We start from the raw sequence: 20,577 nt of genomic DNA on the forward strand, positions 1-20,577 counted from the left end.
CTCAACACTATTAAACGACTTCGAAAAGGCCTGCTGCGCCCATACCGCCGCCAACACACATAGTGCAAACAACATATTTTGCACCGCGTCGTTTACCTTCAATAAGAGCATGCCCCACCATACGGGCGCCAGACATACCGTATGGATGCCCTATAGAAATTGCGCCGCCGTTCACATTCAGCAGGTCATTTGGAATGCCCAATTTATCGCGGCAATACAGTACCTGCACAGCAAAGGCTTCGTTCAATTCCCAAAGGCCAATATCGTCCATGGTCAAACCATTTTTCTTCAACAGTTTTGGAATGGCATAAACCGGCCCTATACCCATTTCATCAGGTTCTAGGCCTGCAACCGCAATACCACGGTATATACCAAGAGGTGCCAGGCCTTTTTGCTCAGCAACCTTTGCTTCCATTAATACTGCTGCTGAAGCACCATCAGATAACTGGCTAGCGTTGCCTGCTGTAATTGTGCCGCCTTCAATTACAGTTCTTAAACCGCTTAGGCCTTCAAGGGTTGTTTCAGGGCGGTTGCCTTCGTCTTTTTCAAGGGTAACATCATGGAAAGTCATTTCCTTTGTTTCCTTGTTCACAACAGCCATTTTTGTGGCAAGCGGCACTATCTCATCATCAAACTTGCCCGCCTGCTGTGCGGCGGCAGTTCGCTGCTGTGATTGCAGGCTATATTCATCCATTACATCCCGGCTAATATTATAGCGTTTGGCTACTACTTCTGCAGTTTGCAGCATAGGCATGTAAACATCCTTGTGCATGGCAACAAGGCTTGGGTCTACAACCTGAAACTTATTCATATGCTCATTTTGCACAAGTGAAATACTATCAAGGCCGCCACCAACGGCAACATCCATACCATCACTAATAATTTGTTTAGCCGCGGTTGCAATTGCCATCATGCCCGATGAGCACTGGCGGTCCAGTGTCATGCCAGAAACAGTAACTGGCAGGCCCGCTTTAAGGGCAGCCATTCGGCCAATATTCATACTGGCAGAACCTTGGGTTAAGGCACAGCCCATAATCACATCTTCAACCTCAGCACCCTCAATGCCTGCACGTTTTACAGCCTGTTCAATAGCATGCCCTCCTAGAGACGGTGCATGGGTTGCATTGAAGGCGCCTTTATAGGCACGCCCAATTGGGGTACGCGCCGTGGATACGATAACTGCTTCACGCATAATTTTTGCTCCTGTTAAAGTTTTAGGCCAAGGGCTTTTGCAGCCTTGCCAACATATTTTGCGCCTTGCTGGCCGCCCTGAATATATTCTTGCTGATCAGCCGGATCTGAAAGCTCACCAAAAGACGCTCTAACATTTTCGGGTGTTTGATCTTCCGGCTTTAGGTAAATGCCTTCAGTTTCATAAATAACCGTTTTTGAATATCCACCCGCACCAGCACACAAGATAAGCCGGTTTGGGCTATCTTTATCGCACAGTGTTAGCAAACCTGCCGTTACAGCTTCCGGTGTTGAAATATTGAAAATTTCTTCTGGCAATAAACCATCTGTCATGCGTGTCGCGCCAAAAGGCGCTAGGCTGTTTATACGGATATTATATTTTGCACCCTCAAGGCACAGAGTATTCATAAAACCAACAAGGGCCATTTTTGCCGCGCCGTAATTTGACTGTCCAAAATTCCCATACAGACCTGAAGAAGATGTGGTCATAACGATGCGGCCATAATTTTGCTCGCGCATAATTTCCCACACTGCCTTAGTGCAGTTGACCGCCCCCATCACATGCACCTGCAAGACAAAGTTAAAGTCTTCAGCTTCCATTTTAACAAAGGTTTTATCGCGCAGTACACCAGCGTTATTTATAAGAATATCAACCCGACCCCATGTATCCATAGCCTGTTTCACCATGGCAGCCACTTGTGCTTCATCACAAACATTGGCACCATTTGCAATGGCTTCACCGCCCGCATCAATGATTTCTTTCACAACAGCTTGGGCTGCACTTGACGATGCTCCGCTACCATGAACATCGCCGCCCAAATCATTAACCAAAACTTTGGCGCCCCGTGCCGCTAAAGCAAGAGCATGGCTACGCCCCAGGCCGCCTCCAGCGCCCGTTACAATTGCTACCTGATCATCATATCGAATGCTCATTTATATTTTCTCCAAACTGTATCTTATGCTTCAACGACCATCATCGTTAGCCATTCGGCTACCAATGCAGGTGTTTTTTCATCTTTAATTTCAATAGTAATTTCGCTTTTCATCAAAAAGCGATTACCGGGTTTTTCATCTACGGCGAGCAATTTAACACGTGCACGAATGTCACTGTTCACCTTAACGGGCGCCAAAAACCGTATTTTTTCGCAGCCGTAATTAATACCCATTACAGTGCCATTGATATATAAACTGCTACCAGCTGCAAGGTGTGAAAGCATTGATAGTGTCAGAAAGCCGTGTGCAATCGTTGACCCAAAAGGCGTTGCCGCAGCCGCGACAGGGTCAACATGAATAAATTGATAATCTTCAGTAACCTCTGCAAACTTGGTGATGCGGTCCTGATCAATATGAAACCAATCAGAAACACCAGTTTCTTTGCCAATATATGAATTTATTTCAGTTTTATCGACCTTTATTGTCATTGGCCTCACAGCTCCCAGTTTTATATTTTACCTAGTGCACTCAAAAAAACGCTAAAATTTCGAATCAAAGTAAATTCGATTCGTTCGATTCGTTACGGTGTTGCAGACATACCGCCATCAACGGGAATAATGCCGCCTGTAATATAGCTGCCCGCACGGGATGTAAGCATAAGCAATATGCCAGCAATGTCCTCTGGCTGGCCCAGCCTGTGCAATGGAATATAGGCTTCCATTGCCTGACGTCTTGTTTCATTTTCAGTGACATGTGCCATCATGCGGCTGGGGAAAGGCCCCGGTGCAATTGCATTCACTGTTATATGATCATTCCCAAGTTCTGCCGCGAGCATGCGGGTAAGATGGTGAATAGCTGCCTTACTCGCGCCGTAGCTATAAGCCATGTTCGTGAGCGGTCTCGTTCCGGCAATAGAACCAAGGTTAATCACCCTTGCCGGGTCTTCTGCAGAGCCTGCTTTTTTTAACAGTGGCAGCAACAGCCGTGTTAAGTCTGCCATTGCTGTCACGTTAAGCGTTAGAACCTCATCCCATTTCTGCCGAGGAAATTCCTCAAAAGGCGCCCCCCAAGCCATGCCTGAATTATTCACAAGAATATTCAGATGGTCTTCATGCTCTTTTAAGGCAGCAGCCAGCGTGTCTGTACCTGTTGGTGTCATAAGGTCTGCCTGCAATGCAATAACCTGACCGGGGCCAATCGCATTCAGTTCCGCCGCAACAGCTTCACAGCTCGCCAGCCTGCGCGATGCGATGTAAACCTTGCACCCTGCCCGCACCAGCGCTTCTGTCGCCATGGTGCCAATACCAGACCCACCCCCGGTGACGAGTGCGACCTTGCCTGTGACATCAAAAAGCTTACTGATATCCACAAAGCTATCCTAAACGCTGTTTGAACGATATTTGGCAAGCTCTGTACGGGCGATAACCATACGGTGAACGGCATCTGGGCCGTCAGCAAATCTAAGTGTGCGCTGACCGTGCCACATAGCAGCAAGCGGGAAATCCTGACTAATGCCACGCCCACCGTGCAACTGCATAGCCTCATCAATTACCTTTAGCGCCATGCGCGGGGCAACAACCTTGATCTGCGAAATATAAGGTTGCGCAGCCTGTGTGCCGACCGTGTCCATCATGTAAGCTGCTTTCAGACACAGCAACCGTGCCATTTCTATCTCGATACGTGCTTCGGCGATAATGTCATAGTTTGCGCCCAGTTTCGCAAGCGGCCTACCAAAAGCCTCCCTTGTAACAGCGCGCTGGCACAGTAATTCAAGTGCACGCTCAGCAGCACCAATAGATCGCATGCAGTGATGAATACGGCCAGGCCCAAGCCTGCCTTGAGACACTTCAAAGCCCCGCCCAATACCAAGTATAAGGTTTTCCTTCGGCACTTTAACATTTGTGAACCTAATGTGCATATGACCGTGCGGGGCGTCATCATGACCAAACACCATCATGGGGCGCAGTACTTCAATACCCGGCACGCCAGCTTCCACAAAAATCATGCTATGCAGGTTTTTACGCGGCGTGTTCTCATCGCCGGTCTTAACCATTACAATATAGATTTTGCAGCGTGGATCACCTGCACCTGATGCCCAGTATTTTTCCCCGTTTAGAATATAGTGATCACCGTCCAGTACCGCGCTCATCTCCAAATTGGTTGCGTCAGAAGACGCCACATCGGGTTCTGTCATCAAGTAAGCTGAGCGAATTTCACCGTTTAAAAGCGGCTTTAGCCATTTTTCTTTATGCTCAGGAGTGCCGTAACGTTCAAGCACTTCCATATTACCAGTGTCAGGCGCGCTACAATTAAACGATTCTGCGGCAAGCTGAGAGCGCCCCATTTCTTCTGCCAAATATGCATACTCAACAGTACTAAGGCCAAAGCCCGCGTCAGAGTCAGTCAGCCAAAAATTCCACAAACCATCTTTTTTTGCCTGATTTTTCAAGCCTTCAAGAATTTCGGTCATACGAGCCGTGTATTCCCAGCGGTTACCATTCTTGCCAACTTCATGATGAAATTCATCTTCAACAGGAACCACATATGTATCAATGAAGGTGCGAACCCTTCCCCGAAGTTCTTCAGCCTTTTTTGAAAGCCCTAAATCCATAGTCCTGTCCTTTCTAATAACCACTTTTGCGGGCGAACTGGTCTGCATGGTAATTATAATCCCCATACAGGTTTTGCAGTACCCGAGCCCTTTTGATATAAAAGCCCATGTCAAATTCATCTGTCATACCAATACCGCCATGCATCTGAATGGCCTCATTGGTAGCAAGCTCAACTGTTTTGCAAGCACGTGCCTTTGCAATATTAGAAAGAGCACCGGGGCCTTGCGGGCTGTCAGAGCTCTGTAATGCTTTTAAAATAGCGGAGCGTGTTACTTCAATTTCACTAAAAAGTTTGGCTGCCCGGTGTTGAAGCCCCTGAAAGCTACCGATAAGCACACCGAACTGCTTGCGCTCTTTAAGGTATGAGACCGTCTTATCAAGGCAGTGCTGCGCAATGCCCAGCAGTTCGGCTGCGATAACTACATTGGCTTTTTCCAGGATAACGTTCAAAGCATCAAGCGCTGTGCCTTCTTTGCCCAGCAAAGCGCTTTCTTGTACCACAACACCTTCAAATGTAAGTTTGGCCCATCCTCGGCTATCAGCCATAACAACAGGATCAACAATGAGCCCCTTCGTGCCACGGTCAACTATGAAGAGGCTAAAGCCACCATGCTCATTACCCTTTTTGTCAGGTGTGCGAGCTAGTACAATGATTTTATCTACAGTGGCACCTTCTGGCACAAATGTTTTCATGCCAGATAGCTTATATCCACCTGCTATAGCTTCAGCTTTCAGCGTACTAGATGCCGGGCTATGGTGCCCTGTTTCATCCACAGCAAGTGTAGCTGTTATTTCGCCGCCAGACAAAAGCGGTAAAAGTGTTTCTTTTTGATCGTCTGTTCCCAATAAGGAAATAAGCGGCGCAGCAATAACCGCGCTTGCCAAAAACGGTGACGCCGAGAGGTTTTTACCAATTTCTTCGGCAAGAACACCTGCCCCTACATACCCAAAAGAAAGCCCGCCGTGGTTTTCATCCACCAATAGCCCGGCAAAGCCCATTTCTGCCATTTCCTGCCATAAAGCAGGGTTATAGCCTGTTTCACTGCGATCATCGCGCAATCGGCGCAGTTCTGAAACCGGTGCTTTCGTTTCAAAAAAACCTTCAGCAGAATCTTTAAGGAGCTGTTGTTCTTCGTTTAATAATAATACCATCTATCAACCCCTTAAGCTGGCAGGTCCAAAATACGCTTGGAAATAATGTTCAATTGCACTTCTGACGTACCGCCTTCAATAGAATTGCCTTTACTGCGCAACCAGCTTTTTGCCAGTTCACCATTGTTGGAAAACTGCCCTTCCCACTCGAACGCATCAGAGCCAGCAGCTTTTAAAACCAGCTCGTTTCTATCTTTATTTAGCTCTGTTCCATAATATTTGAGCATAGAAGAAAAGGCGCCCAGACTTGCGCCTGCTTTTGCTTCATCAGCGGCTCGCTCAAGCGTTATAAGAAATGCAGCGCGGTCTATTTCATGCTCGGCAATTTGGTGCCTGAGCATGCCGTCCTTAAGCCTACCACCTTCAACGCCGCGTTTTTCGACAGCAAGGTCACTCAAGGATACGGTGCCAAACATATCGCTAATAGAGGCACGTTCATGGGTGAGTAAGTATTTAGCGATCGTCCAGCCGGCACCCTCTGCACCCACCCGGTTTTCTTTGGGCACCATCACACTATCGAAAAAGGTTTCGCAGAACGGTGAATTACCAGAGATCAAAGTAATGGGTCGGGTAGAAACGCCTTTGCTTTCCATGTCAAACAAGACAAAGCTTACGCCCAAATGCTTGCTGACAGAAAAATCTGTGCGTACCAGACAAAAAATCCAATCTGCCTTATCTGCATAACTGGTCCATATTTTCTGGCCCGTTACACAGTAATGATCGCCCTTGTCTTCAGCTTTTGTCGCCAAACTTGCAAGGTCTGACCCGGCGTTTGGTTCTGAATAGCCTTGGCACCAGCGAATTTCCCCGCGCGCAATTTTCGGGAGATGCTCAAGCTTTTGTTCTTCCGTACCAAATTCAAGCAATGCTGGCCCTAGCATCCATATACCAAAACTTGAGAGTGGTGAGCGGGCACCAATACGCTGCATTTCTTCCGAGAGAACTTTAGCTTCAGCTTTTGTTAGGCCGCCGCCGCCGTATTCCTTTGGCCATGTGGGAACAGTCCAGCCTTTTGCGCCCATACGCTCTAACCACAGCTTTTGGTCATCCGACTGAAAAACAAATTTTCTACCGCCCCAGCAAGTATCTGCATCATTCTGAATTGGTGTACGCATCAAGGATGGGCAGTTTTCTGCAAGCCATACTCGTGTTTCACTACGGAATTTTTCCAAGTCGCTCATATTTTATCCACAATTCCTATAAGATTTTATCTTGTAGGAGTGAAATCGTCCGCAAGCGCCCTAAGTCAAGAATAGAAAGTATATTTTTTACGTTTCGCCCAATATTATGGCGATTATGAAAATGTTGAATAGCGAAAGGGGAAAGCAATGGAAACGGGGAAAATAGACATACCATCACTGAAAGATCAGGTCTCGGATATAGAATGGGAAGCGCGGATAAATTTGGCCGCAGCATACCGCCTCTGTGCATACTTTGGCTGGGATGACCTTATTTACACACACCTATCAGCCCGCGTACCTGGCACAGAAGACCAGTTTTTAATAAACCCCCTTGGCGTGATGTTTGAAGAGATGACAGCTTCTGCCTTGTTAAAGGTTGATACAAACGGCCAAAAACTTATGGATACACCGCTCTTTCCAAATGCTGCTGGGTTTGTTATTCACAGCGCTATCCATCAGGCAAGAGATGATGCGCACTGTATAATTCATCTGCACACGGATTATGGTATTGCCGTTTCCAATCAAGCAGACGGCCTTTTACCTATGTGCCAGTCAGCCATTCCGCCGTGGCTTGTTGTTGCCTACCACGACTATGAGGGCTTTGCTGTCAATGACGGTGAAAAGCAGCGCCTTGTAGCTGATATAGGAAGCAAAAATGCTTTAATTCTGCGCAATCACGGTACCCTAACAGCCGCATCTACAATACCGCAGGCTTTCGAGTTAATGTACTTTCTTGAAAAAGCTTGCCGAATTCAGATATTAAGCCAGTCAACAGGGCAAAAACTTTATCAGCCAAGTAAAGAAAGTGTCGACAACGCCGTTAGAGATCTTAGAGTAGTTGCAGGCGCTAAAGGTGCCGACAACCTTGTCTGGCCTGCTTTACTGCGTAAAATGGACAGGCTAGACTCCAGTTTTCGCTTTTGAAGGTGTATATGAGTTATCTACAAAATCTAATTACCAAAATGAAACTGGAGCGCTTGGACACGCTCCTTTTTCGTGGGCACCCAAATGAATGGCCAAATAGCCATGTATTTGGCGGGCATGTTGTGGCACAGGCTATGGAAGCAGCTAACCACACTGTTGACCCCAGCTTTAAAATCCATTCACTGCACTGTTATTTTTTGCGCCCCGGCATTTCCGGTCAGGCTATCATTTACGATGTTGACCCCATTAGGGATGGCCGCAGTTTTGTAACACGCCGGGTGGTCGCCATTCAAAACGGTGAAGCCATTTTCAATATTGCCATATCCTACCATAGCGGCGAAGAAGGCCTTTCTCACCAGATCAACATGTCCAAATCGGTGCCCAAACCTGAAGACCTCGATGACGACGAAGCCTATAATGCTAAACTATTCGAGGCCTATACCAAAACAGCGCCAGTAAACCTGTATATGCCCTTTGAAATGCGATCGATTGACAGGCTAGACCCTATCAACCCCATGCCAAAAGACCCGGTCACAGGGGGCTACTGGTTCCGCTTAAAAGAAAAAATAGGCGACGACCAAAATTTACACTCGCAGTTACTTGCTTATATCTCTGACTTTGCATTCTTGAGCAGTAGCCTTCGCCCTCACGCCATGACACCGCTAGACCCAAAGCTTAAAACGGTTGCAAGTCTTGACCACACCATGTGGTACCATGAAGATAATTTCAGAGTTGATGAGTGGATTTATTACCAAACAGAAGGATACTGGTCTGGCCATGGGCGCGGGCTTGCTCGTGGGGCGCTTTATGCGGCCAATGGCACCCTTTTAGCTTCAACATCACAAGAGTGTCTGCTTAGGCTGAAAAAATAAACCCTAACAAGACGCTTCAGGTCTTATTCCTGCGCCAAACCATATAGCGAATTTCAACACCACTACGAATACTACGGCGCAGGTTAGAGGCCACTTCAATCATATCAAGCGTCTTCATGGCCATTTTCTTTTCATCGTGTTGGGGTTCCCACTCATCAAGACTGAAATAGCTATCCCTGATCATCTGGGCTGTTTCTTCCGAAACATTATAATTACCAACATGTTCAAAATATTTACTAAGGGTGTTCCTTTTTTTAGGCAACTTGTTTGAAACTTGGGAATATACAAAATACCCACCCGGTTTTATAATGCTCTGCACTTCTGCAGTCCATTCTTGCCGTTCGCGGAACGCTCTTAAGTCATCCATACAAAACAAAGCTGAATAACTCATTTTACTGCGCCTTATTGGCTCATTCAAATGGCTTACCGGCAAAATTTTAAGCGAACCAATATCGCCGAAATGCTTCCTTATATGATTGGTGCACTCATCGCGCCCTTCATAGGCATCAACAATATGGCCACGTTCAAGAAGCGTTTTCAAAAGCCTGCCACCACCGGGGCCAATAACCCCGATTTGGGATCGCTCTTTCAAATCCTGAAACATAGCCATTGTTTCAAAAACTGAAAGGCTAATCGGGCGCTCGCAATAATCCATATCCTGCCCATTAAAGAGCAAGTCAAGGGCTAGCGAAAAGGCGATACGTTCTGTCATACACCCTTTGTACAGGATAGTTCGTTAGCACTTTATAAACAAATCCAGACAATTGAACATTTTTATGAAAAATAATTAGATATCTGATTTTTCAATTAGGCTACGGGCATAATTACCCAGTAAATTGGTTCGTTTACCAAAAGCTGCAAAGGCAGGGTTTTTAGTCTGCCCGTGATAATAGCGGTAATAGATTTGCTGTAATATAACGGCTAACCGGAAAACGCCGTAAACATGGTAGTAAGCAAAGCCTTTAAGGTCATATCCTGTCGCTTTTTCATAAAGCTCACATATTTCCTCGCGCCGCAGCATACCCGGTGCATTGCATGGCTGCATACGCATATTGATAAGCTCCTCCGGGTCACCGTCCTGCGACCAGTAAGCCAGCGTATTTCCTAGGTCCATCAAGGGGTCACCAAGCGCGCTTATTTCCCAATCCAGAATAGCCTTTATTTCAAAGGGGTTGTTTTCACATAAAATAACATTGTCCAACCTGTAATCACCGTGTAAAATAGAATGCCCCACCTCTCCAGAAGGCATCTTTTCAACGAGCCATTTCCGCACATCTTCAAAACTCTCAACATCGTCGGTTACGGCACGTTCATACCGGCTATTCCAGCCAAGAATCTGCCGTTCAACATAACCCTCCGGCTTACCAAAATCATCAAGCCCGATAGCTTTAAAATCAACTTTATGCAGGTCTATCAATCGGTTAAAAAAGGATAGGCACAATTTACGGCCTTCTTCCGCACCAAAGTGCCAGTCAGCGGGAATATCACGCTCAAGCTTGCGGCCTTCTACCTGCTCCATCACATAGAACTCTGCACCAAGCGGGCTTTCTTCGTCTGTCATATGAAAATAGGTGTGTGGCACAGCGGGAAATGCAGGCTTAATCGCATTCATTACCCGGTATTCCCTGATCATGCTGTGACCAGACTTTGGCCGCGTGCCAAAGGGTGGGCGGCGCAGCACCAGATTACGGTCATTATACTGAATGGAATATGTAAGGTTTGAATGACCGCTAGCAAACTGCCGAATAACCGGTGTCCCCACCAGCCCGCTGATACGATCCTTTAGAATTGTATCAATCTGCTTCGCATCAAGTTCTTCACCTTCACGGACCTTAACCGTTTTGTTCAGTTCTTCGCTCACCACCATCCCCTATATTGTAACGCCGCCGTCCATAACCAGTGTTGTGCCGGTTGTATAGTCTGCAGCATCTGAAGCCAGATACAGCACGCCGCCAACCATATCTTGAGGCTGGCCTGAGCGCTGAACAGGAAATGTATCTGTCATCCTTTTTAATTGCTTTTCATCAGCCGTAAACACCTTGGTCATTTTTGTTTCCACAAGCCCGGGACAAATAGCATTAACGCGTATTCCGCTGTGGCCATATTCCTGTGCATATGCTTTTGTCATCATGATAAGCGCGGCTTTTGTCATAGAGTATATTGCCCTAAGTTTTCCGGGCCTGATTCCATCAATGGAGGCTACATTCACAATTGCCCCCTTACCTGCCTCTTTCATAAGCTTCACAGCTTCTGCCGAAAGGTAAAAAGGCCCCTTAAGGTTTACATCAATTGTTTTATCAAAGGCAGCCTCTGGCGTTTCACCCGCTAACCCATAAAAAGGGTTGGTACCGCCGCAGTTAACAAGCACATCAAGACTACCAAATTCAGCTTTAATCCATTCAAATATAGCCGTTACATCTTGCATCTTGCCCGCGTGGGCGGCTTTAGCTACAGCATCACCGCCATCGTTTCGAATACTTTCTGCAACCTTTTCACAGGCTTCCTGATCTCGCGATGAAACAATAACTCTGGCGCCGTTTGCAGCAAACGCCCGTACAATTGCTTCCCCAATACCGCGGGAAGAGCCAGATACAAAAACAACCTTCCCCGTGAAATCCAGTAATTTTGTATAATCCATGTTTTTACTCCTAAATAGGCTGCCCTGTGGTTTCCATTTGTATGCGACGTAACTTACGCATTCCCGCAACCCAGCGGTCATAATCCATAGCTTTATTCTGGAAATACTGTTCCACAGAAGCGTGGGGTCTAATCATAAACCGCCCTTCCCTCATTTGCGCAAGAACGCGGCTGGCAAATTCATCTGCTTCCATAACACCGTCTACCGCGGCAGAGCTTTTGCCGCCTGCCCCAGCCGTCATTTTTGACTTCACCGCTTGAGGGCACACACAGCCAACATAAATACCATCATCCCCGTGGGTAATTGCCAGACTTTCCGCAAAACCAACCGCTGCATGTTTTGTGGTGGAATAAGAAGTATCACCAATCTGGCTTAGAAGGCCGGCGGCAGACGCGGTAATTAAAAAGCCGCCGCTTTTGCGCTCTACCATTTTAGGGAGAACAGCACGGCATGCTAGCACATGGGAAAAGACATTAACCTGCCATATCTTCTGCCACTGCTCATTAGTCTGGCTGATCGTTGTCCAGTCAGGTCCATCCGTAAATAAAATACCAGCATTAGAGCAATATAGATCAATATCACCGTAAGCTGCCTCAAAGTCACCCACCATACCTTGCACAGCTTTTTCATCTGTTACATCAAGCTTATAGGCCTTTGCTTTGTCGCCAATACGCCGGGCAACAGCTTGCGCTCCATCAAAATCAATGTCGGCTACAGCAATAGCCTTTGCGCCAGACGCCACAAACATTTCTGAAAGCGCTGTACCAATACCGCTGGCCGCACCTGTTACCACAATTATTTTATCTTTAACGTCCACTGATCTCTCCCCAGTCAGTATCACCATGCAAGTTCTATGGTTTCCAGAAGCCTGCGAAACTCATCTGGTAATGAAGTGGGGCGACGTGTCACTTTGTCCACATAAACATGAATAAAAAAACCTTGTGCTACAGGCTCGTTTTGCCCTTCTGCAAAAAGGCCAATCTCATAACGCACACTTGAGTTCCCTATGCGAGAAACACCAATGCCAGCCTGAATTTTTTTAGGGAACTCAACAGGTGCAAAATATTGACAGCCCGTTTCAACCACAAGGCCGATAACCTTGCCTTCATGAATATCAAGCACACCGCCTTCTATCAAAAAACGGTTAACCGCCGTATCAAAATAACTATAATACACAACATTATTGACATGCCCGTAAATGTCATTATCCATCCAGCGCGTCTGAATTTCTGCACTGTGACGATAGCTTGATAATAGTCGTTTTTGTGCCGCGCCCATTACCATGCTGCCTCATAAATAGCCCGTGCATCAGCCAGTGTTACTTCTCGTGGGTTATTCACAAGCAACCGGGTTTGCCGCATCGCATCAGCTGCCAGCCCTTCAACATCTGTTTCTTGAATACGCATCTGCCTTAGTTGCCTTTCAATACCAACGGTGTCTGCAATACTCTCCAGCCAGTCAATGAATGCCGCTGTTTTTGTCTCGTTCGTATTTCCAGAAAGCCCAATTACAGTTGAAAGCTCTGCATACATATCGCCCGCTTCAAGGGCGTTAAACCGTAAAACATGCGGCAAAACCAGCGCGTTTGATAACCCATGTGGAATGTGGAACCTGCCGCCCAGCGGGTATGCAAGGGCATGCACAGCACCAACCGGGGCATTTGTAAAAGCCACGCCCGCCATCATGGCACCCGTTAACATGGCGCGCCGTGCGGTAAGGTTTGAGCCATCCTTGCAAGCCAGTACAATATTATCCCCCAACAGCTTTAAGGCACCACAAGCAAGCGCATCAGACATAGGGTTTTTCTTAATGGCAGATGTATAGGCCTCAATGGCATGAACCATAGCATCAATGCCGGTTGCTGCTGTAATCGATGCGGGAAGGCCTGTCGTTAAAGTCGCATCAAGAATAGCAATATCAGCTAACAAATGCCTATCAACGACCCCCATTTTGGTGTCGTTTGCAGTCGTTATAATAGAAATGGGTGTAACCTCAGACCCGGTGCCCGCTGTTGTAGGGATTTGAACAAGCGGCACCTTACGGGCCTGCACTTTATCCAGCCCGTATATATCAGCAAGGTCTTGATCAGACTGCGCCAAAACGGCAACCAGCTTTGCCACATCAAGTGAACTTCCCCCACCAAAACCAATAATAACATCAGCCGCACAGCTTTTAGCCGCTGTTATTGCTTGCTGAACAATCATCTCACTAGGGTCTGCCTCAACCTGATCAAATATAGTAACAGATACGCCTTTTTCTTCCAATGCAGCAGCAACAGGCTTTACCAAACCCAGCTTTACGAGGCCCACATCGGTCACTAGCAAAACTTTCTGCATGACAAACCGTTGTCTTACAATCTCGGCAATACGCGCCGATGCACCGTCTTCAACCACAAGTGATCCAACACTTAGAAAACCAAAACCAGTCATTATTTTCCCCTAAAGTTTCCTAGCTTCCTATTTGCCTTTTAATATTTTTACGAAGCGTGTCCGTATAAGGCGGAACAACGCCTAAAAGCTTGCCAATGCTTAGCTTTGGGTGCCTTAGAACAGACTTTTGGTGGCTAAATTCTAAAAAACCTTCATAGCCATGATAGTGTCCCATCCCACTATTACCAACGCCCCCGAAAGGCAGGCTTTCATGGGCCCCATGCCATAAAACATCATTCACAGTCACACCACCTGATGTTGTTCGTGACAGAATAGTATTCTGCTCCTTAGTATCATGCCCAAAATAATATAGTGCCAGCGGACGGGGTCGCGCATTTATATAATCAACCACATCCTCAACTTTTTCATAAGTGCGCACGGGAAGAATAGGCCCAAAAATCTCTTCCTGCATCACCTTCATGTCATCACTTGGATTTAGAACAAGCACAGACGGCATTTTGTTCGATTTGTTTTGCCCTTCAAAATCTTCTAACGCCGGGTTAATCATCCTCACGTCAGCGCCTTTTGCCCGTGCATCCTCTATATAGCCAGCAAGTCTATCATAGTGTCTGCTACTAATGATTGATGTATATTGATCGTTTGAAAGCATTCTTGGGTACATCTTATGTACCTGCTTAGTATATTCTGCCACAAAAGCATCCTGCCTGCCGGCATCAATAGCCAAATAGTCTGGGGCAAGGCAAATTTGCCCGGCATTCAAATGTTTCATGGTGGCAACACGTTCAGCCACCATGTGCAAGTCAGCAGACTTGCCAACAATAACAGGGCTTTTCCCGCCAAGTTCTAAGGTAACAGGCGTTAGGTTTTCACTTGCTGCACGCATAACAAGCTTCCCAATAGCTGGAGCGCCAGTGAACATAAGATGGTCCCATGGCTGGCGAGCAAATGCTTCGCTTGTATCCACACCTCCTGTTACTACATAAACTTCAGTTTCATCAAAATGCCTGGAAAATACATCCTTCAGGAAAGCTGCCGTTCTGGGAATAGCTTCTGACGGCTTGATCATAACCCTGTTGCCTGCCGCAAGCATCTGTGCAAGCGGCACAAACACCATTGTGAGCGGAAAGTTCCAAGGCGTAATAAGGCCAACTACCCCTTTTGGCTGCGGCACAACTTCAGCTTTAGCCCCCAGCAACCCGAGCGGAAATTGCAAAGATCGTTTAGATGGTTTCATCCAGCTATCAACATGCTTGATGGCGCCTTTAAGGGCACTACAGCTGGCCACAATATCAGCAAACAGCGTGGTATCCGCTGATCTGTTACCAAAATCTTCTGAAATCAGGCTGATATACTCTTCTTTATAGTCCATCAGGCATTTTAAAGCGCGTTTCAGTCTGTCTTTTCTAACAGCCGCGCTCACGGCACCTTCTTTCAGGTACGCGTGTTTTTGTTTATCAAATATTACTTGTATAGCCTGCGCTGACGCTTCATCCATCATTCCTCATCCCTTGATAACTCTGTATTCTTAAGGCTTGGGCGCCCAGAACCGGAAGTATACCCTACTAGATAATAGACCGGGATACGGTATCGTCAAAAAACAGGGGAAATATCTAGAGAAAAAGATAGGCTTACAGCACTCATTATGCGGTTTTTAACCTAATAACATTCTCATATTTTATCAGGCCGTCCTCTTCTTGAGTGCTGTCTTCTCGATCACTACGAATTTCATCAAGAAACCTACCAAGTTGTGACCCAAGGGCCTCTGCTTCGGTCATTAGACTATCAGCATATCCTTTCAGGCCCACAGCCATAGTCTGTGTTTCCTCTGCTGCACCACCCATTATACCAACACTTTCCCGCATAATTTCTGTACCACTTGCAAGCTGTTGAATGTTAGCTGCTATATCCTGTGTTGCTGAGGATTGCTGGTTAACGGCGGCAACTACCGACTGCGTAACTGAATTCATTTTTGTAATTATAGCGCTAATATTTGATATGGCCTTACCAGCATCAGAAGAAACATTCTGAATTTTGTCAACATAGCCTGCAATCTGCGCGGTAGCTTTACTTGATTGTGCAGCAAGGTTTTTTACCTCAGAGGCAACAACCGCAAAACCACGACCGGCATCCCCGGCTCTCGCTGCTTCAATCGTTGCATTAAGAGCAAGCAGATTGGTTTGTTCTGCTATATCATTAATAAGTTTTACAATTTCGCCAATTTGCAGCGCCGCCTGATTAAGACTAGCAACAGTTTCCGTGGTTTTCACAGCTTCCTTAGCAGCATCTCCCGCCACAGTAGCACTTACTGACAGTTCGTCACTTACAGATTCAAATGAAACAGCGAGTTCTTCTGTCGATTCTGCGACAGCGCTCACGCTGGATGTTGCCTCTGTTGTAGTCGAATATGTATTTTTAACCTGAAACTGTGTTTGCTCCGTATTCGCAACAAGAGAGCGTGAAGCTTGTCCCACTTCCTTTGCTGCACTCATAACAGCCTGCACAATCCCCGAAACTCTTTGTTCAAACTCATCTGCCATAGCAAGACGCTGTCGGCGGCGAATTTCACGCCGGGCCGCTCTGTTCGCAATTTCTTCATTTCGCTTTTGTTCTATAATAGCAGCCTGCTCTGCATCCCGGTGCCGCAATGCTTCTGCAGCTTCCAGTTCCGCCTTGAGCTTTTCTTGCGCCAGCATCTCAAGCTCAAAAGCTTTATCTTTAAAAACATTGGCGGCTGAAGCCAGCTTGCCAATTTCATCTCGCCTTGCGCTGTAGGGAATAATCACATCCTTATCACCACTTGCAAGCTGCGCCACGGACTGCGTGATGCGGGCAAGGGGTTTCGCAATAGATACACCAATAATATAAGCAAGAATGATAGCAAGAATGCCGCCTATAGCCAGCCCGGTAAAGCTGGACGATATAGTATCTGAAACATTCCCATTCATCTGTGATAAAGCGTCAGTCTGGCTGCTGCGTGTATGGTGCCTTATCGTGTCAGTAAGTGTATTAATGGCACGGGTTGCAACAACCAGTTCATTCATTGCATCGTTAAGCCCAACAGAGACAGCATTACGCTGCCTCAAGCTTTGTCTAATAACATCTGCATCCCTGCGCACATATCGAATAACAGTTCTTTCCTTGCGCGGAAGCGATTTAAAATAGTCACCTGCAGCCGCTATAGCCGCATCGACTTCTTCCCCCGCAGCAATAGCTTCATTAAAATCCAATTGTTTATCAGATGCTATATAAGCAATACTTGACTGTGTAAAACGCTCTACCAGTGACGGGAATTTACTACCAATATCATGGTGTGCAGCACCACCAATTTTTTGGAGCGCATCCGTAAATGCACCAGAGGACTGCGTTAGTTTACCAATCCCTACAAGCACAACCTGCAAGGCATCGCTATCATTACCAAGGCGGTTTTCAATGCGTGTAAATACTTCATCAAATTTAGCATCTGCCACCGTAAGCTTGTCAGCCTGATCTTTATTTTCAGACGCTATAAGCACCTCAACCACCTGATCTTTCAACAGCGATGCATTTTCACGGCTTAGTTCAACCTGCTGCTTATCCAGATCAAGGCCTGAATATGCAAATGACCGAAGCGAATGCGCCTGCGCCAAGACGCTTGTCGTATAGTTGTTAACAAGGCGGACAACTTCGGTTTTTTTAACAATCTGATCTGATGAGCTTGTTAAACTGCGCAGTTTTAAAGCCGATGTGATATTAACACCGCCCAAAATAGCAATAATCGCAAGAAAACCAAAAATAATACGAAGACGAACGGACATAGGCACACTACCTTTCAGGATACTTTGCATGAAACACCTATGCAAAGGCACCATAAACGCTACAAAAAGGTTAGTGCTTACCTTAGGGTCAAATTATGACAACTCCATTGCAACTTTCTTACATATTTATCCTATCCACCTGATTTTATTAATAAAAAATTAAGGATAAAGTTCTGACACATTCCATGAGCCTGTATCATTCAGGCTATAAGTCATGCGCTCATGAAGGCGAAACTTCCGGTCCCGCCAAAACTCAAAATATGTTGGTTTAAGCCGAAAGCCTGACCAGTAGTCAGGTCGTGGCACAGTGCCTGCACCAAATTTGGCAGTATATTTGGCAATCGCCGCTTCAAACTCAAACCGCCCCTCCATTGGGCGGGACTGCTTAGAAGCCCAAGCACCAATTTGGCTTGCTTTAGCGCGAGATGCAAAATAGGCATCAGCTTCTGCATCACTCACAACCTCTATCGCGCCTTCCACCCGAATCTGCCGCCGCAGGCTTTTCCAGTGAAACAAAAGTGCTGCCTTCGGGGTATGAAGCAATTCACGCCCCTTACGACTTTCAAAGTTTGTGTAAAAAACAAGCCCGTTTTCATCGCAGCCTTTCAGTAAAACCATTCTTACACTCGGGGCTCCGTCTGCATCAACGGTTGCAACGGCCATGGCGGTTGGGTCATTCGGCTCGGTTTTTTCTGCTTCTTTCAACCATTCCGCTACTGTCTGAAAAGGAATATTGAATGCCGCTGTTTTTAAAGTCACTGCTTTGACGCTCCTATTTGCAAACATAAAAATGCTTGTGATAAAAATTACTTAATAGTTTTCTGAACAATATTGTGCCATCGATGGTTGTTCCTATATTATATTCAGATATTAGTTCTTATATAACAGGTACCTCGTTTCAAGTATCCAATAGTCGTTCAAAGCAAACTTATGACAAATCTATATCAAAAACTGGGCATTGATAAAACTGCAACGAAAGCTGAACTAAAATCAGCTTACCGCTCGCTTGCAAAAAAATATCACCCTGATCACAACAAAGACGATAAAAAAACAGCAGAGCGTTTCAAAGAAGTTTCCGCCGCATATCATATTCTCGGTGATGATGAAAAACGCGAAAAATATGACAGGGGCGAACTGGACGAAAACGGTAATGAGCGCCCGCCAATGGGTGCTGGCGGCTTTGGTGGCAGAGGTGCGCGCCCCGGCGGCTTTGGTGGTGGTGGATTTCGGTCACAGACATCTCAAACTGATTTCAGCATGGAAGACGCCGAAGATCTTTTTTCACAGTTTTTCCGCTTTAACAGCCGGGGTCCGGGTAGCAAGAACCAAGAATCGCAAAACCCCTATGCAAACTCCGCTCGCCCCAAAGGCCTTGATATTAACTATGAAATAACCATTGGCTTTGAAGAAGCTATTACAGGCAGCACCCGCCGCCTGAAATTGAACGATTCCCGTAATGTAGATATTAAAATACCCGCAGGCATCCACACGGGTCAGGTTATCCGGCTTTCTGGCCAAGGCGGCCCCGGTGTTAGTGGCTCCCCAAAAGGAGATGCCCTTATTGAAATACGTGTGGCACCACACCCCTATTACCGCCGGGAAGGTAATGATATTCACCTTGAGCTTCCTATCTCGCTTGATGAAGCTGTACTCGGCGGTGATATACAGGTGCCAACCCCAAGCGGCAGGCTAACAATCCGTATTCCGCGTAACTCTTCATCTGGTAAACGCCTGCGCCTTAAAGGTAAAGGTGTTAAAAAGAAAAATACCGAAGACGGCAATATGTATGTCACCCTCAAGGTTGTTTTGCCGGAAGACCGCGATCCAGAGCTTGAAAAGCTCATGAAACAGTGGCCAGCCAAAGGCGGGGATACCATAAGGAAAAAAGCCGGACTTAATTAAGCGCCTATGACAATGTTTAAGCAAAAAATCCTACACCACGGCAAAATATGGCAGCGCGGACTTGTGCTTTTCCTGAGAAATGACGCCTTTTCTGATGCAGGTAACATGGCATTCCTCGCCATGCTTTCCATGTTTCCTTTTATTATTTTTCTGGTTGCTTTATCTGGCTTCCTTGGCCAGACAGATAAAGGCTTGGAAGCCATATCCTATGCGCTCTCGCTGCTACCGCCAGAGGTATCCAATGTTATAGACGGCCCTATTCAGGGCATTATTAAAAACACCGGCGCTGAAATTCTAACCGGCTCGATCATGCTGGCGATCTGGACAGCGGCGGCAGGCGTTGAGGCATCCCGGAATGCGCTTATAAAAACATTTGGCCGCGAGCATGCTCGTGCCATGTGGATCAGGCGCTTGGAAAGCCTCGGCGTTGTGGTTATTGGCGGTGTTTCCGTAATAGCAGCCATGTCTACGCTGGTTCTTGGCCCTGCCCTTGTAAAAGCCTTTGCAAGCCTGTTTCCTGAATCTTATACCGAGCATATCGAGAATATCTGGAAGTTTTTAAATCTGTTTATCAGCCCGGCTTTGCTTATTTTTGGCCTTTATAGTGTTTATGCTGCCCTCACCCCCCGGCGCATTAAAAAGCCATACCGCCTGCCCGGCACGCTTTTAAGCCTTGCCGTCTTGATCGCAACTGCCAAAGGCCTGTCTGTCTATTTGAAATATGCAGGCAATTATGATGTTACCTACGGTTCGCTTGCAGGCGTTGTTATTCTTCAGCTTTTTTGCTTTATGGTTGCGATTGGCTTTGTGATGGGCGGCGCCCTCAATGCCGCCTATACTGAAGCCCGGCAAGCAGAAATCACTAAAACAGATGAGAAAACTTAAAATAGCACCACTGAAAATATGACAGATTGACGTACCCGAGACTTGCTATAGGATGCGCCAACTTTTAAAACAGTGTAACAGTTATCGCTCAACGACAAAAACG

Annotated in this window: 20 protein-coding genes; 4 read left to right on the forward strand and 16 right to left on the reverse strand. The window is 46.6% G+C overall.

All coding sequences use genetic code 11. The annotated features are described in order from the left end of the window. Positions 1-10: 10 nt before the first annotated feature. The 7 genes from ICL80_RS11650 to ICL80_RS11680 form a co-directional block, all read right to left on the reverse strand. A complete protein-coding gene (locus ICL80_RS11650) occupies positions 11-1,192 on the reverse strand; it encodes an acetyl-CoA C-acyltransferase (protein WP_194212437.1) in 1,182 nt (393 codons plus the stop codon). 14 nt (positions 1,193-1,206) lie between these two features. Next, on the reverse strand, positions 1,207-2,124 hold the full coding sequence (locus ICL80_RS11655) for an SDR family NAD(P)-dependent oxidoreductase (RefSeq protein WP_194212448.1): 918 nt from the start codon (positions 2,122-2,124) through the stop codon (positions 1,207-1,209). Positions 2,125-2,147: 23 nt separating this feature from the next. Continuing rightward, a complete protein-coding gene (locus tag ICL80_RS11660; RefSeq protein ID WP_194212450.1) occupies positions 2,148-2,612 on the reverse strand; it encodes a MaoC family dehydratase in 465 nt (154 codons plus the stop codon). A gap of 92 nt (positions 2,613-2,704) precedes the next feature. Beyond that, complete coding sequence (locus tag ICL80_RS11665; RefSeq protein WP_194212452.1) at positions 2,705-3,493, reverse strand: SDR family oxidoreductase; 789 nt, start codon at positions 3,491-3,493, stop codon at positions 2,705-2,707. 9 nt (positions 3,494-3,502) lie between these two features. Next, positions 3,503-4,735 carry an acyl-CoA dehydrogenase family protein gene (locus ICL80_RS11670; protein ID WP_194215842.1) on the reverse strand — a complete coding sequence of 411 codons (1,233 nt, stop codon included), beginning with the start codon at positions 4,733-4,735 and terminating at the stop codon, positions 3,503-3,505. Positions 4,736-4,748: 13 nt separating this feature from the next. Beyond that, entirely contained in the window at positions 4,749-5,888 is a 1,140-nt protein-coding gene (locus tag ICL80_RS11675) for an acyl-CoA dehydrogenase family protein (protein ID WP_194212454.1), read from the reverse strand. An 11-nt stretch (positions 5,889-5,899) separates the two neighbouring features. Beyond that, on the reverse strand, positions 5,900-7,069 hold the full coding sequence (locus tag ICL80_RS11680) for an acyl-CoA dehydrogenase family protein (protein WP_194212456.1): 1,170 nt from the start codon (positions 7,067-7,069) through the stop codon (positions 5,900-5,902). A 147-nt stretch (positions 7,070-7,216) separates the two neighbouring features. Here ICL80_RS11680 and ICL80_RS11685 point away from each other — a divergent pair, with 147 nt between their 5' ends. Then, positions 7,217-7,993 (forward strand): class II aldolase/adducin family protein, encoded by a 777-nt coding sequence (locus ICL80_RS11685; RefSeq protein ID WP_194212458.1) that lies wholly within the window; start codon positions 7,217-7,219, stop codon positions 7,991-7,993. 8 nt (positions 7,994-8,001) lie between these two features. Then, the gene (locus tag ICL80_RS11690; protein WP_194212460.1) at positions 8,002-8,865 is read left to right on the forward strand and encodes an acyl-CoA thioesterase; all 864 of its coding nucleotides are present in this window, start codon (positions 8,002-8,004) and stop codon (positions 8,863-8,865) included. Positions 8,866-8,881: 16 nt separating this feature from the next. Here ICL80_RS11690 and ICL80_RS11695 read toward each other — a convergent pair whose 3' ends face one another. The 9 genes from ICL80_RS11695 to pdxH form a co-directional block, all read right to left on the reverse strand. Further along, the gene (locus ICL80_RS11695) at positions 8,882-9,577 is read right to left on the reverse strand and encodes a methyltransferase domain-containing protein (RefSeq protein WP_194212462.1); all 696 of its coding nucleotides are present in this window, start codon (positions 9,575-9,577) and stop codon (positions 8,882-8,884) included. Between the two features lie 75 nt (positions 9,578-9,652). Continuing rightward, on the reverse strand, positions 9,653-10,732 hold the full coding sequence (locus tag ICL80_RS11700) for a phosphotransferase family protein (RefSeq protein ID WP_194212464.1): 1,080 nt from the start codon (positions 10,730-10,732) through the stop codon (positions 9,653-9,655). Between the two features lie 3 nt (positions 10,733-10,735). After that, positions 10,736-11,503 carry a glucose 1-dehydrogenase gene (locus ICL80_RS11705; protein WP_194212466.1) on the reverse strand — a complete coding sequence of 256 codons (768 nt, stop codon included), beginning with the start codon at positions 11,501-11,503 and terminating at the stop codon, positions 10,736-10,738. A gap of 10 nt (positions 11,504-11,513) precedes the next feature. Next, positions 11,514-12,320, reverse strand: a complete 807-nt coding sequence (locus tag ICL80_RS11710) for an SDR family NAD(P)-dependent oxidoreductase (protein WP_194212468.1) — start codon at positions 12,318-12,320, stop codon at positions 11,514-11,516. Positions 12,321-12,340: 20 nt separating this feature from the next. Next, positions 12,341-12,781 carry an acyl-CoA thioesterase gene (locus ICL80_RS11715; protein ID WP_194212469.1) on the reverse strand — a complete coding sequence of 147 codons (441 nt, stop codon included), beginning with the start codon at positions 12,779-12,781 and terminating at the stop codon, positions 12,341-12,343. Beyond that, the gene (locus ICL80_RS11720) at positions 12,781-13,932 is read right to left on the reverse strand and encodes an iron-containing alcohol dehydrogenase (RefSeq protein WP_194212472.1); all 1,152 of its coding nucleotides are present in this window, start codon (positions 13,930-13,932) and stop codon (positions 12,781-12,783) included. The genes ICL80_RS11715 and ICL80_RS11720 overlap by 1 nt, the downstream gene beginning before the upstream one ends. A 19-nt stretch (positions 13,933-13,951) precedes the next feature. Further along, positions 13,952-15,391, reverse strand: coding sequence for a coniferyl aldehyde dehydrogenase (locus ICL80_RS11725; protein ID WP_228073455.1), 1,440 nt, complete (start codon positions 15,389-15,391; stop codon positions 13,952-13,954). 142 nt (positions 15,392-15,533) lie between these two features. Further along, entirely contained in the window at positions 15,534-17,687 is a 2,154-nt protein-coding gene (locus ICL80_RS11730) for a methyl-accepting chemotaxis protein (RefSeq protein ID WP_194212474.1), read from the reverse strand. Between the two features lie 159 nt (positions 17,688-17,846). Continuing rightward, positions 17,847-18,446, reverse strand: coding sequence for a pyridoxamine 5'-phosphate oxidase (gene pdxH, locus ICL80_RS11735; protein ID WP_228073457.1), 600 nt, complete (start codon positions 18,444-18,446; stop codon positions 17,847-17,849). Between the two features lie 171 nt (positions 18,447-18,617). Here pdxH and ICL80_RS11740 point away from each other — a divergent pair, with 171 nt between their 5' ends. Both ICL80_RS11740 and ICL80_RS11745 read left to right on the forward strand, forming a co-directional pair. Continuing rightward, a complete protein-coding gene (locus ICL80_RS11740; RefSeq protein WP_194212488.1) occupies positions 18,618-19,589 on the forward strand; it encodes a DnaJ C-terminal domain-containing protein in 972 nt (323 codons plus the stop codon). A gap of 12 nt (positions 19,590-19,601) precedes the next feature. Continuing rightward, a complete protein-coding gene (locus ICL80_RS11745; protein WP_194212490.1) occupies positions 19,602-20,474 on the forward strand; it encodes a YihY/virulence factor BrkB family protein in 873 nt (290 codons plus the stop codon). Positions 20,475-20,577 lie beyond the last annotated feature (103 nt).

The organism is Kordiimonas pumila (assembly GCF_015240255.1).
In the GTDB taxonomy this organism is placed as follows: domain Bacteria; phylum Pseudomonadota; class Alphaproteobacteria; order Sphingomonadales; family Kordiimonadaceae; genus Kordiimonas; species Kordiimonas pumila.